The organism is Dactylosporangium sp. CA-152071, assembly GCF_050936335.1.
GTDB lineage: Bacteria > Actinomycetota > Actinomycetes > Mycobacteriales > Micromonosporaceae > Dactylosporangium > Dactylosporangium maewongense.
Genome location: NZ_JBNJMZ010000001.1, coordinates 7,760,839 through 7,773,489 on the forward strand (window position 1 = coordinate 7,760,839; position 12,651 = coordinate 7,773,489).

The window sequence follows — 12,651 nt, forward strand, 5'->3', positions numbered from 1 at the left end:
TCGTTGCCCGCACTGCCCCGCCTGACAGGTTCCGACGTCGTCGTCGCCCCACCCGCCGGCGGGCCCGGCAACTGGGCCGGCGGCCCGAGCGCGATCATGTTCGATTCGTCGGTGTTCCTGGCGTACCGGTTGCGCCGCCCGATCGGCTCGGGCCGCGGGTACGCGAACGTCGTGGCCCGCTCGTCGGACGGCGTGCACTTCACCACGGTCGCCGAGGTCACCAGGGAACGCTTCGGCGGCGCCTCCTTGGAGCGCCCCGCCCTGGTCGTCACCCCCGAGGGCCGCTGGCGCCTGTACGTCAGCGTCGCCACCCCCGGCACCAAGCACTGGCGGGTCGACCTCCTGGAGGCCGACGAGCCGGGGAAGCTCGGCGACGCCCCCGCCCTGACCGTCCTGCCCGGCTCCGCCGAGATCGGCGTCAAGGACCCCGTCCTGCACTTCGACGGCCTCCGCTGGCACCTCTGGGCCTCCGTCCACCCCCTGGAAACCCCCGAACACGCCGACCGCATGTCCACCTGGTACGCCACCAGCCCCGACGGCGTCGACTGGGCCTGGCAGGGCGTCGCCCTCGCCCCGCGGCCCGGCCACTGGGACGCCCGCGGTGTCCGCCTCTCCGCCGTCTCGGTCCACGAGGGGACGCTGACCGCCACGTACGACGGCCGCGCCACCGCCGAGGAGAACTGGGAGGAGCGCACCGGCACCGCCACCGGCGCCCTGGGCCCGGACGGCCTCTTCGGCCCGCTGACCGCCGCGCCCGCCGCCCCCTGCGGCTCTCCCCACCCGCCGCACGGCCTGCGCTACCTGACCACCGTCCCGGGCCGCCTGTACTACGAGGTCACCCGCCCCGACGGCGCCCACGAGCTGCGCACCGAGCCCGTCCTCAGCTGACGCCGCCGGCACCTGCCCGCCCCCGGGCCCGGCCGAGCACCTCCTCGGCGGTGAGCGGGCTCTTCGGGTGGTGGCTGAGGCAGAGCGGCGTCCGGACCTTCTGGGGCGCCTCGCCCTCGGCTGCGACGTAGAACTCACCGGAGCGCAGCCGGGAGATGTCAGGGACGTCGCCACCCTTCGCCTTCGCCATCTCCCGCGCGGCGTCGATCTGGATCGGGGCGTTCAGCAGACCGTAGAACTGGGTGGCGGCGTTGCCCGGGATGCGATTGTGCAGCCCCTTCGGCGACTGGGTGGCGAACACCAGCCCGAGGCCGTACTTGCGGGCCTGTGAGGCCAGCGCGAGCGTGCTCTGCGTGCACGCCGTCATGGTCCCCGACGGTGCGAGGGTCTGTGCCTCGTCCATCACGAAGAGGCCGAGCAGCGGCCGGTCGCCGGCAGGGTGCTTCTTGATGTACGCGAACAGCGCCATCTGGAGCTGGTTGACGAAGCTCTGGCGCATGTCGTCGGCGGGCAGCCCGACGAGACTGATCACCGAGATCCGCGCCCGCCTGCCGTCCGACGGTTGCAGCAGGACCGCCGGGTCCAGCGGTGTACTGTCGCCGCCGAACATCGGGTCATTGTCGATGGACGCGGTCAATGTCTGGGCCAGCCCGCCGGCGATCTTGTCCGCGCCGTCGAGCTCGCTGACACCGTCGGGCAGATCCATGAGCGTGTCGATCAGGCCGCGCAGGGTGCCGCCACCGCGGCGGCCGTAGTGGTCGACGGCACGCCGTAGGACGGCGAGGCCGAGGTGCGCCTTGGCCGCCCGGCTGTCCAGGCGCGCCCGCGGGATCAGTGCGGCGACCGCGGAGTCCACGGCCTCGTTGAACTCGTCCGGGTCGTCGAGCACGCTCCTGAAGTCCGGCAGCGGCTGGAAGCTCAACGGCCGTCCGGTCTCCCGGCGGGGGGTCCACACCAGGACCTCGGTGCCGGCGATGTAAGCCGCGGCCTTGTCCGCGTCACCGGCCCCCCACGCCTCGGGCTGCACCGGCCAGGGATCGCCGAGCCGGGCCAGGTCGTTGTTCGGGTCCAGCACGATGGCGGAGACACCCTGCAACGCGCACTCCTCGACGAGGCGCCGGATCAGGACCGTCTTGCCCGACCCGGAGCCGGCGAAGATCGCGACGTGCTTACGCAACGACTCCACGGCCAGCCGAACCGGCGCGCCGGTGGAGAAGTCGTGGCCGACGGTCAGCATCGGCGCCGCGGACGGCGCGTCGCCGCCGGCCTGCCGGGGAACGGCCGGCGGCTCGCCGCCGAGGGTCCTCGCGTCGGGCTGCGCGGGCGTTTCCAGGTCCGCCATCGCCTGCCGGAAGACCTGCACCTCGCTGGCCGGTCGCCGGGCCATCAACCACGCCGGAAGGTCGGCATGGGACTCGTCGAGCAGGACCTTGAGTGCGGCGAGCGTGCGCAGGTCGGGCTCGCCGAAGGCGAGCGTCGCCGTGTTCCTGCCCTTGAGCTCCTTGATGACGGCGAGTGTCTTGGCGCCGGACCAGGCGCCGTTGCGCAGGAAGAACAGCCGGCGCTTGGCCACTCTGCTGTCGACGCCCGCCGCGGTGACCGCCCGGTTGATACGGTGCAGCGCGGCGACACCGTGATGCCGGGCGCTGATCGCCCGGAAGGACCAGTGCGCCTGGTCCTCGTTGTCCTCGTCGAGCGTGCGGCGCAGCCGCGCGTGGAGGATCGGCTTCGCGCCGGGTGGGCCGTCCTGGCTCAGGGTCTCCTCGGCCATCCCCTGCTCGATGATCCACGCCGTCAGCCCGGCGGACAGCAGGCCAGGAACGATCGCATCCTCACGGTCGGGGTCGAGCGGTGTCGCGACGTCGGCCTCATCCCGGAGCTCGGCGAATCGCGCGTCGAACCGCTCGCGCGCCTCATCCGCGAGTCTCGGCGGTGCCAGCGGCGGCGCGGGGCTCGGTCCGGTACTCGGCGCCTCGCCGAGCCGCTCGAGCTCGCGGACCTCGTCGTGCAGCAGGCAGCTCCGGACGTGCTCGTCGATCTCGATGAGCAACTGCCGCGGCGTGTGCTTGGCCGCCGTCTCGAACGCCTCGGGACGCACCGGCCAGGTCGGATACGGCGGCGTGAACCCGATCTGACCGTAGCTGTGGGCGAACCGCTTCTCGATGATGCTCCGGGCCACGGCCGGCTGCTGGATCGTCAGCATCTCGGCGGGCTCGCGGAACCGGTCGCGCACGGTGTCGGTCGTCCGGCTCTTGATGAGCATCCATGACGGAGGGATGCATGCCACCAGGGTCAGGGTCCGGCGGGTGATCTCGCGGAGCGCCATCAGGCCGTGCGCGAGCTGTTCCAGCACCAGGAGCTGAGCCCAGTCGCCGGTGTCCGCCGGTTCGAACGGCTGGCCGTCCTGCGACGTGATCGACGACTGCGAGATCAGCGTGTCGATCTGGTCGACGGCCATCACCGTCGGACCGGTCAGCGCCAGCAGCCGGGACAGGTCACGCACGATCATCTGTGCGGGGCGGGGACGGCGTCGCATACGCCAGCGCGCGCGCTCCTCGTGGTCGGCGTCCGGCTCCGAACTGAAGTAGTTCTCCGCGAGGTCGCGGTGCGCGACGTCGTCGGAAGCGGACAGGGCGAGCGCACGGAGGGTGTCGTCGCACTCGCGTGCGACCTCCCGGTGGTGCTCGGCCAGGCCGAGGAGGAACGCGTCCAGCGCGGCCGGGGTCAGCTCGGTCTCGCCCATGACGGCTCGGCGCGCCGTCCGGGGGGCGCCGACCACCGACGCGAGCCGCCGCAGGAACAGCCGCAGCTGGGTGTCGCTGTCCGGGACCGTACGGAAGAGGCCGTTGAGCATCGAGTCCAGGACGCTCGCCCAGAACCCCTCGGCATCCAGCACGCTGACCAGGAAGAAGTAGCCGCCCTGGTCCTGGATCTGCTGCCGGACCCAGCCCAGCAGGTGGGTCTTGCCCGAGCCACGGCGGCCTTTCAGCACCAGGCCCAAGGGGCTGCCGTCGGCGCTCGCGTGCGCGTCCGTCAGCCCCGCCAGGACGTCGTTGATGACGCCCTGGTGCAGCCCCTCGACGTGGAACAGTGACGGGCGCCAGACGTCGTCGGGCACGGGCGCCCAGTCGAACCTGAGCGCCGCCAGTGCCTTGCGTTGATCTTCGTTCATCGCGTTCCGATGGCCATGAGGTGCGTGTCCTGCCCCCCGACGCGCACGGCGTTGCGGCGGTCCTCGGCGGACAGTGTCTTCTGGTTGGACTCCGGCATCATCTCGACGTCCTCGGCCCGGCTCAGCAGGGTGAAGGCCTCGTCCAACGTCGCCACGGGCACGTCGCTGAGCTTTGCCCGTACATCGGTGTGCTTCACCCACGCGCCCGGGTGCGGCGTCAGCGCGGAGTAGGCGTCACGGATCCGCAGGTCGACGTCGTCGTGCGACGGCTCGGCCGTGCGGGCGAACATCTCGCTGAACCGGTGGTACACACCGCGCCCCAGCACCCGCTCCCGGAGGTTGACGTGCAACGCGCTCAACGCCGCGCCCAGCGTCCGGGCTCGCGGACTGTCGAAGTTGAGCGGCTGGTGCATCCGGTCCCAGCCCTTGTCTACAAGCTCATGGACATAGGACCGGCCCACCTTCTCGCTCCTGATGAAGCCAGCCTGGTTGAGCTTGTCCCGGCTCGGTTTCTTGAGTTCGACCTGGTAGAGGTCCTTCAGCTCGGGTCCGGAAATCTTCCGGTCCTCCGCCATCAATACGATGAGCAGCGCGCTCTCCGAGGGGGTGAGGTCGTCAGCCACCCTGCTGTCCTTTCGCCAAGTCGTGCCTTCGGGTCCGAATGAGGTGTTCGATCTGCGCCGCCACCGCCTGCACGTCGTGCCGCACCCGCGCGTTGGTGAACCTGAGCACGGCATAACCGTCCAGCTGGAGCTGGACGTCGCGGACCGGTCGGCGTCGTACTGCGCGGGCCGGCAGTGCTCCGGCCCGTCCAACTCCACCACCACGCGCTCAGCCGCCCACAGCAGATCCGGGCGGATCGCGCCGCGTACCGGCGACGGCTGGTAGGTCGCGTTCCAGGCCCGGCCATACGCCCACCGCTCGTGCTGCTGCCGCAACACGGACTCGAGGGCGGCCTCGACCGTGCTCCTGGGATGCGGCCTTCCGACGGCCGCCGCGACCCCGTTCTCCGCCGGTGGTGGTGGCGTGAGGTGGACGGTGCAGCAGCGTTCGGGGCCGGGTGGCCTGGCCCCGGTGAGCCAGACGCCCAGCCGTCCGTGATCGGCGAGCCACTCCGCGCCCGCGACAGCGACGCGACCGACCGGCATGGACAACACCAACCGATCGCGCTGAAAGCCCGTCGCGACGACACGGGCAAGCCCTGCGACCCGTGTCCCCGGCCGCAACCGCACCCGCGGTGACGGCCGGCCGGTCAACGCACGCTCCGCGAGATCGGCCAGGAAGGCGCTCGGAAGCCCTGCGGCGCGGGCCCGCTCGATCGCGATCGCCCGGATCGCGGCCACAGCGGCCCCCTGCGGACCGTCGAGCTGCTCGGCCTCGGGCAGCCATCCGTGCAGGAGCTGCCGCGCCACCACATCGAGGGCGTCGATCACCTCGGACACGAACACCGCGACGCTTCCGGCGGCCGCCTTCGCGGACGTCACCACGACCGCCGCCGGGAGGTCGTCGAAGCGGGCCGTCGCCGCGACAATGTCAGCGGCGGGGACGCCGCCGAGGTGCACGACGCGGTCGACCGGAATCCCCGCCAGCTGCTTGTGCCAGGCCATCTCGCCGCGCGGCATCGTGATCGCGTCCATCGTCACGCCTCCCCGGGCACACAGGGGGCGCCGTCCGCTTCGAGGCCGTGCGTGCGGAGACGGTCGACGAACGAACGGTCGACGTTCTCGTCGGCGTTGAGCAGCGCGACGAGCCGCTCGGCGGCCTGAAGTGTGCCGGCGTCGACCTCGCGCCGCAGCTCGGCCTCGTTGCGAAGGTCGAACAGCAGAGTGGTCAGCTGCCGGGCCGCCGCATCGTCGCCGCCGATGATCCCGCGTCGCAGGTGAGCGATCTGCGCTTGCACCGCGGCGCCGTCCGCCGCAGTGGTCGAGTCGCGGAGCTTCATCAGCTGCCGCGCGGCGGCCTGATCTCCTCTTTCGGCCCGCTGTTGCAGCAGGTCTCTGCGGCCGTGCGAGGCCAGCAGCTCGGCGAGGGCGTCGGCGGCCGGCTGCTTGCCCGAGTCGGCTCGCGACCGCAGCTCGTCGACGGCGCCACGGTCGGCCAGCAACGCCGCGAGGTCCTCCTCGGCCAGGAGGCTGCCGGCATCCGCCCTGGCTCGCAGCGCATCGGCCACGCCTCCGTCGGCGCACAGCTCGGCGAGCCGCCGGCCAGCCTCGGCATCGCCGGCCTCCGCGGCGGTGCGCAGTTCGCCGACCCGCCGGGCCAGCGTGGCGATGTGGGCATGGCGGGCCGCCGCGACGCGGTCGTCCGGCGTCGCGTCCAGGTGCTGGCGCAGCAGGTCGAGCGCCTCCTGAACACGCCCGCTGCGCAACAGCACCCCGGCGAGCTCGACGACGCCCTCTCCGTGGAGCTCCAGAAGCCGCCGCAGCGCCTGCTCCTCGTGGCGGTAGCGCATGCGGGCGGTGGCCGCGAAGGCGAGGCGACGCAGGTCTTCCGCGTCTTCGACACCGGTGACGAGCGCCTCCCACGCACCGGCCGGAGGGCACTGCGCACGCCGGATGTGCTGCGCCACGTAGTCCGCGACGACATAGCCGGTCAGCCGGCCTGTCCGGCCATCGTCCCTTGTCGCCAGCGCCGCCACCGCACCGTGCACCTCCTGCTGGCTGAACGCCAGAGCGTCGGCGAGCCACCGCGGCGGCCGGTTGACGCGCTGCGACGAGGTCAGGTAGCCGCCGATCGCCGACTCGAACGTGGCCTCGGTGATCGGCGACAGCACCCCCAGCCGCCGCGCGTCGGCGGCGAAGCTGATGACCGCCTTGGCGTAGGGGTCCGGCGCGTGCTCCCAGCGCCGCAGCAGGTCGGGCCCGGCCGCGAGCACCTGCGTGAGCCCGGCATCCTGGACGGCGAGCGCCAGCCGGATCCGGGGGTCGGTCCTGGCGGCCTGGACGGCCGCGGCGCGTTCCTCGCCGGACAGCTCCGCGGACACGCTCACGACCTCTGCGAGATCGAGGAGCCTGCGGTCGTTCTGGAGGTCTGCCGGGACGCCGGACCCACCCGGCGACCTCCGCATCAGGTAGTCGTCGGACCACAGCGTCGCGACCACCAGCGCGGGGAATTGGAGCAGCCGTATGACGTGTTCCTTGGTAAGCCGCGGATCGGCACCGAGAAAGCGCTGCATCTCGTCGAGCCAGACAATGATCCGCTGCCGCGTGCCGTGCAGGAGATCGATGATCTCGGCGGTTCCGGAGGGCTGCACAATCGGCCAATTCGGAGCGACGACCCGCACCGCCTCATACAGCGATCTCGTCTTGCCCGACGATGACCGGCCGACCAGCAGCACAAAACGGCCTCGATCGATCTGTTCCGAAAGATGGCTGCGGAGATGATCGTCGAAGTCGCGCTGCACGTACACCGGCAGCTCCCCGCTGCTGTCGCCGGCCGTGATCGCCGCATGCACTCCGAGCTGCCGCGGCGACACCTCGTCGAAGCGCGGCAGGGATGTGGCCGACAGCGTCTCGACGAGCCGCTGCCACGCCGACAGCCAGGCAGTTCGCTCCGCCGGCCGCACGTCGAAGACCTCGAGCAGGCACTCCAGCGACTCCTTCGCCGGTCGCCGCATCCCCTTCATGATCGGATTCACCGTCGCTGGCGGGAGGCTCCGTTGCAGGCTCAGCGCCTCTGCCCGCTTCTGGATCTGGATGAATGACAGCCCACGGTCGAGCTTCAACCGGCTGAGCAGCCGCCCGAAATCCGCCCAATCCCTGGCGGTCGAAAGATCGGCGGCACTGACGATCGTCAGATCGCTCAACCCCCTTGAGACCACCTCGATCACGTTCGACTCGCGGCGCCGAACGTTCCGGAACAGCCTACGAACCGTCGATCCGGAAAGCCATACCCAGCGCCGGCGGCACGGTCGGCCGAATGGCCTATTCGAGGTCATCCGGAATTGTTCCGGAGTCTGGACCGATTGACGTCGGTCCAGCTCAATATGCCTAACCGCGAACAAGGACAAGATCCGCGATCAACCAGGGGGTTCCCATGCACTACCGGCCTACGGCCGTCGGGGCGCTCGTCGCGCTCTGCAGGAGACGCCGACCGCCACGCCACGCGGCGCCGGCGCGCGTCACGATCGTCACGGGCATGCTGTGGCTCTTCCCCGCGGTCATCCGCGGGCTCGGCGCGCGCCACGACCACCGGAGGGCGGCGACCGCCGGCGACGAACGGCACGACATCCAGGACCTCGTGCGCGGGATCTTCCGCGCCGTTCGATGAGACGAGGCCGTCCGTGACGTCCTGATGACCGCCGGGGTCGTGGCACCGCCTCGACCCCGGTGTCGGTCGCGGCCGGACCTGAGGACCTGAGGGCCGGTCGTGCCCGCCTGCGCCGCTGTCCGTCAGATGGGGGAGGACCGCGACAGGCGACCGACCGGAGGATGCCGATGGGCACCGTGTGCGTCACGCCGCGGCCGCCCGGCCCGCCGCCGTCGTCGGCATGACCGGAATCCTCCGGAGGGCCCTCAATGGCAGGCGTATGCATCAGTCATCGCGTGGCGCCGCTCGTCGTCGGGCGGCCCGGCCGCGAGCTCGGCGCCGGCCAGGTGTTCCGGAGCGGCGGGTCACCGCGGGCGGGATCGCCTGACGTCCGTAGGCGGCCGGCATCCGCAGGCCGTTCTGGCCGCCGTCACCTGAAGGTTGGAGACCGGTGATGTACCCGATGCCTCGACAGGACCCTCGACAGGGCCACCCGGCGCAGCCCCGCTCGCTGATCCTGAGCGAGCAGCCGGTCGCCAGGGTGCAGCTGCTCGCCAGGCCGATCCTCAGGGCCGGCGTGACCGCGGTGTACTCGACCCAGGAAGGCAAGCTGGAGGACCTCGGCCGGCTGCTGACCTTCGGCGAGGCGATGTCCGGCCGGTACAAGACCATGTACGAGGTCGACATCTCCCACCACGAGTGCACCGTCTCCACCGGGCGGGACCCGCTGCCGGCGAAGAGCGACAGCTCCTTCTTCGCGGCGAAGGTCGACATCGGCTGGCAGGTCACCGACCCGGTCAAGGTCGTGCGCGAGGGGGTCCGCGACGGCGAGCAGGTCGTCGTCCGGCGCGTCATGGACGCCATGCGCAAGGTCGGCAGGAAGTACGAGATCACCGACTGCGACCAGGTCGAACAGGAGATCAACGAACTCTACGACCCGCCGGTCCGCATCTTCGGCTACGGCCTGACGATCGACCACGTCTCCGCGCACGTCACGCGCGACGACGCCGCCCGCGGGCACGCCCTCGACGCCGCGCCCCTCCAGCCGGAGCAGGAGCTGGAGCGCGAGCGCATGCGCGCGGTGGCTGCCGGGGTGCGGGGGGAGTTCGGGTCGCTCGCCGCCCACCTGCGGCACCACCCCGACCAGACTCTCCAGGTGCTGCGGCTGATGCACGCCCGGCAGCAGGAGCTCGAGCAGCGGCAGGACGCGGTGTTCCGCAGCTCCGACGAGATGTTCCGCAGGATGCTCGACGCCGGCCTGATCCAGAACATGGACATCGAGGAGATCCGCGACCAGCTGCTCCGCAACACCCGGAACATGGCGACCGGCGGGCCGCCGCCGGTGAACGCGAGGCTCGGCGGGCCGGTCGCCGGTCCGCCGGCCGCCGCCCCGGACGCGCCGTCCGGTCCGCACCAGGCCGCCCCGCCGACCGCGCCGCGCTCGACACCGCAATCGCCACCCGAGCCTCGGAACGCGACCGCGGCGCCCGGCCCGCACCAGGCCGCCCCGCCGGCCGACCCGACCGGTGTCGCCGGTTGGCGGAAGCGCAGGCCGGCCCAGTCCGGGCCGACCAGCAACTGACCGCCGTCCCTACCCGGTGTTCGTGCCCATCGCGGTGGGCACCCTGGCGAACGAGAAGAGATCGATGTCCATGCAGATATTGACGCGGCTGCGCCACGGCATCTCGAGCGTGCTGCGCGGCCAGGGAACCGCCACCGGCGCCACCGGCGCCTCAGAACCGGACGACCGGGACACCGCGCGTCAGGACGGCACACGCCAGGACGGCATGCGCCGGGACATGCACCAGGGCGAAGCCCGCCGGGGGTGGCGGGAGCACGCCCGCTCGGCCCAGCGCGGCGGCCGGGAGCGCGCCGGCGGCCGCGTCACGGGCCCGGACGGCGCCGACGACGGCCCGCCGGCGCCGGTCCCGCCGCCGATCGACCGGGAGTTCGAGCGCCGGTACCCGTCGCCGGGCCACGACCACAGGGACGGCCGGCCGCCCGCGGAGCGCGGCAGGAACGGCACCGACCAGGCGCCGCCCCCGCCACGTCAGGGCCGGCCCGAACCGGTGCAGGATCCCCACGCCGGCAGCCCCGCGCACAGCGACCTGGTGCCGGCGCACGCCGTGCCGCCCCGGTTCGCCCCCGTGTCACGGGCCTCGCAGATGGCGTGGCTGCTGCCGCAGGAGCCGGCGTCGCCGCCCGGCGTCGCGGCCGACCAGGCGCGCGTGGGCGACCTGCGGATCCGCGCGGCGTCCGTGGTCGGCGCAGGACACCGGTGCGAACGCCCCGCGAAGCCGAGGCAGGACGCCTACCGGGTCGCCCAGGACGCCACCGGCGACCACCTCATCATCGCGGTCGCCGACGGCATGTCGGACAGCTCGCGCGCGGAGCTCGGGGCGTCGGTCGCGGTCGGCACCGCCGTCGGGCTGCTGCGCCGGGAGCTGGACCAGGGGGTGCCGCCCGACCGCCTGTCGGTCGAGCGGATCTTCGCCGAGGTCGCCGGCAACATCGCCGCGGCCGCCCGCGAGCGGGGACTCGACCCCGCACACGTCCGGACCACCCTCGCCCTGGCCGTGCTGCCGACGCGCTCCACCGGCGTACGGCGCATCGCCTGGGCCGGGCAGCTGGCCGACACCCACCTGTGGATGCTGCGGCGGCAGCGCTGGCAGTGCCTGACCGGCGAGGCGAAGGAGCAGTTCGACGGCAGCGTGCTCAGCGCGTTCCTGCCGCACTACCCTCAGGCCGCCCGGGCGATCCTGTTCGACCTGAACGAGGCGGTGGCGGTCGCGCTGCTCTCCGACGGCGTCGCCGACGCGTTCAGCCAGGTCGACGGCGCCGAGCACTGGTTCGCCGACCGGTGGCGGGATCCGCCGCCGCTCGCGTCGTTCATGCTCGACGTCGACTTCCAGGCCAAGGGCCTGCTCGACGACCGCACCGCGGTGGTGGTCTGGCCGCACGCGCCCGGCGGCCCGGAAGCGGCACGGCCATGAGCGTGATGCACCTGCCGGCCGTGGTGCAGATCCCCGTGCTCGGCAGGTTCGACGGCCCGCCCCAGTTCCAGGGCGGCGGGCAGAGCGAGGGCGTCTGGCGCATCCCGGCGCGCCCGGGGCTGCTGTTCAAGCGGTACACCTGGGACGCGGCGGCGGCCCTGGACATCGCCGCCATGGACCGCCTGATCGCCCAGCCCGCGGCCCTGCCGGACGCCACGGACCGCACGCTCGTGGCGCAGTCGACCGCCTGGCCGGTCAGCCGGGTCACCGACGGCGACCGCACCGTCGGCGTCGTCATGCCGGAGGCCCCCGACGACCTGCTGGTCTCCTGGAAGTCGACGAACTCCAAGACGGCGTCGATCCGGCGCGAGCGGCTCCCGATCGACTGGCTCGCCAAGCCGAACGACTACCTCGTCAAGCGCGGGGTGCCGGAGCAGTCCGCGCCCGACCGGACCCAGTTCTGCGTCATGCTGGCCCAGCTCGCCGGGCTCTTCGAGCGCTGCGGCATCGTCTACGCGGACTGGTCCTACGCCAACGCGTTCTGGCACCCCACCAGGCACACCGTGTACCTCATCGACATCGACGGCAGCTCCTACGGGCCGCGCCCGCACGTCAACACGGCGAACTTCGAGGACCCGCTCACACCGATGCCGCAGCAGGTCGACACGTACGTCGACCGGTACCGGGTCGCGCTGCTGATCGCCCGGGTGCTCACCGCGAAGCGCGAGGTGCCCGAGGTCACGGCCGCGCTCTCCGGCTCGGGTGGCGACGTCCCGGACACCCTGCTGCGGATGCTGACGGCCCCGACCCGGCAGGGCCGGCCGAGCCTCCGGCAGCTCCTGCAGGCGTTCGGCACGGTCGACCCGTCCGGCGTCATCGACTGGCGGCCACGGCAGCGGACGGGCCCGCCCACCCGAGCCGGTGCGCCGGTCACCCCCACCCAGACGATCCGGCCGGGCCCGCCCAACCAGCCCAGCCGGCCCGGCCCGCCCACCCTGACCAGTGGGCCCGTCACCGCCACCGGCCGGGCGACGGTCACGGGCTCGATCCGGCCGATGCCCACGCAGCCGCGGCGGACGCCCGCCGGCACCCAGGGCACCCGGGCCACCCCTTCGATCGTGCCCGGACCGGCCGGAAGGAACCCGGCGCGCACCTCGCCGACCCGGCCGGCCGGCGGCACTGGGAACATCCGCCGGCCGCCGCCGCGGGTCAGCGCCAGGGCGACGCGTTCGTCGTCCGCCGGCGGGAACCCGGTTCTGGGGTTCATCGCGATCGCCATCCTCATCGCCATCGCGGTGGCGCTGTTCTGCGGCGGTTACGCCCTGCTGTCGTCGCTCTGAGCGCGTGCGT

At 72.7% G+C, this 12,651-nt stretch carries 8 protein-coding genes; 5 read left to right on the plus strand and 3 right to left on the minus strand.

Annotation, left to right across the window (positions count from 1 at the left end):
• Positions 1 to 3 precede the first annotated feature (3 nt).
• Positions 4 to 888, plus strand: a complete 885-nt coding sequence (locus ACQEVZ_RS35005) for a hypothetical protein (RefSeq protein WP_433374465.1) — start codon at positions 4 to 6, stop codon at positions 886 to 888.
• On the opposite strand, the gene ACQEVZ_RS35010 is transcribed toward ACQEVZ_RS35005, so the two are convergent.
• From ACQEVZ_RS35010 to ACQEVZ_RS35020, 3 genes are read right to left on the minus strand one after another with little or no spacing between them, the layout of a single operon-like run.
• The gene (locus ACQEVZ_RS35010) at positions 881 to 4,060 is read right to left on the minus strand and encodes a helicase HerA domain-containing protein (protein WP_433374468.1); all 3,180 of its coding nucleotides are present in this window, start codon (positions 4,058 to 4,060) and stop codon (positions 881 to 883) included. The genes ACQEVZ_RS35005 and ACQEVZ_RS35010 overlap by 8 nt on opposite strands.
• Complete coding sequence (locus ACQEVZ_RS35015; RefSeq protein WP_433374471.1) at positions 4,057 to 5,697, minus strand: hypothetical protein; 1,641 nt, start codon at positions 5,695 to 5,697, stop codon at positions 4,057 to 4,059. The genes ACQEVZ_RS35010 and ACQEVZ_RS35015 overlap by 4 nt, the downstream gene beginning before the upstream one ends.
• A 2-nt stretch (positions 5,698 to 5,699) precedes the next feature.
• Positions 5,700 to 7,889 carry a hypothetical protein gene (locus tag ACQEVZ_RS35020; protein ID WP_433374474.1) on the minus strand — a complete coding sequence of 730 codons (2,190 nt, stop codon included), beginning with the start codon at positions 7,887 to 7,889 and terminating at the stop codon, positions 5,700 to 5,702.
• Positions 7,890 to 8,197: 308 nt separating this feature from the next.
• Between ACQEVZ_RS35020 and ACQEVZ_RS35025 the strand changes: the two genes are divergently transcribed.
• The 4 genes from ACQEVZ_RS35025 (at position 8,198) to ACQEVZ_RS35040 (ending at position 12,641) form a co-directional block, all read left to right on the plus strand.
• The gene (locus ACQEVZ_RS35025) at positions 8,198 to 8,329 is read left to right on the plus strand and encodes a hypothetical protein (protein ID WP_433374476.1); all 132 of its coding nucleotides are present in this window, start codon (positions 8,198 to 8,200) and stop codon (positions 8,327 to 8,329) included.
• Positions 8,330 to 8,771: 442 nt separating this feature from the next.
• Positions 8,772 to 9,890: a hypothetical protein gene (locus ACQEVZ_RS35030; protein WP_433374479.1), complete on the plus strand. Its 1,119-nt coding sequence runs from the start codon at positions 8,772 to 8,774 to the stop codon at positions 9,888 to 9,890.
• Between the two features lie 64 nt (positions 9,891 to 9,954).
• Positions 9,955 to 11,301, plus strand: coding sequence for a protein phosphatase 2C domain-containing protein (locus tag ACQEVZ_RS35035; RefSeq protein WP_433374482.1), 1,347 nt, complete (start codon positions 9,955 to 9,957; stop codon positions 11,299 to 11,301).
• Entirely contained in the window at positions 11,298 to 12,641 is a 1,344-nt protein-coding gene (locus ACQEVZ_RS35040) for a hypothetical protein (RefSeq protein ID WP_433374485.1), read from the plus strand. The genes ACQEVZ_RS35035 and ACQEVZ_RS35040 overlap by 4 nt, the downstream gene beginning before the upstream one ends.
• Positions 12,642 to 12,651 lie beyond the last annotated feature (10 nt).

Bases quoted from the DNA above. Each gene is read 5' to 3' on its own strand.
- ACQEVZ_RS35010 (WP_433374468.1), bottom strand. From the start codon at position 4,060: ATGAACGAAGATCAACGCAAGGCACTGGCGGCGCTCAGGTTCGACTGG.
- ACQEVZ_RS35015 (WP_433374471.1), bottom strand. From the start codon at position 5,697: ATGGACGCGATCACGATGCCGCGCGGCGAGATGGCCTGGCACAAGCAG.
- ACQEVZ_RS35025 (WP_433374476.1), top strand. From the start codon at position 8,198: ATGCTGTGGCTCTTCCCCGCGGTCATCCGCGGGCTCGGCGCGCGCCAC.
- ACQEVZ_RS35030 (WP_433374479.1), top strand. From the start codon at position 8,772: ATGCCTCGACAGGACCCTCGACAGGGCCACCCGGCGCAGCCCCGCTCG.
- ACQEVZ_RS35035 (WP_433374482.1), top strand. From the start codon at position 9,955: ATGTCCATGCAGATATTGACGCGGCTGCGCCACGGCATCTCGAGCGTG.
- ACQEVZ_RS35040 (WP_433374485.1), top strand. From the start codon at position 11,298: ATGAGCGTGATGCACCTGCCGGCCGTGGTGCAGATCCCCGTGCTCGGC.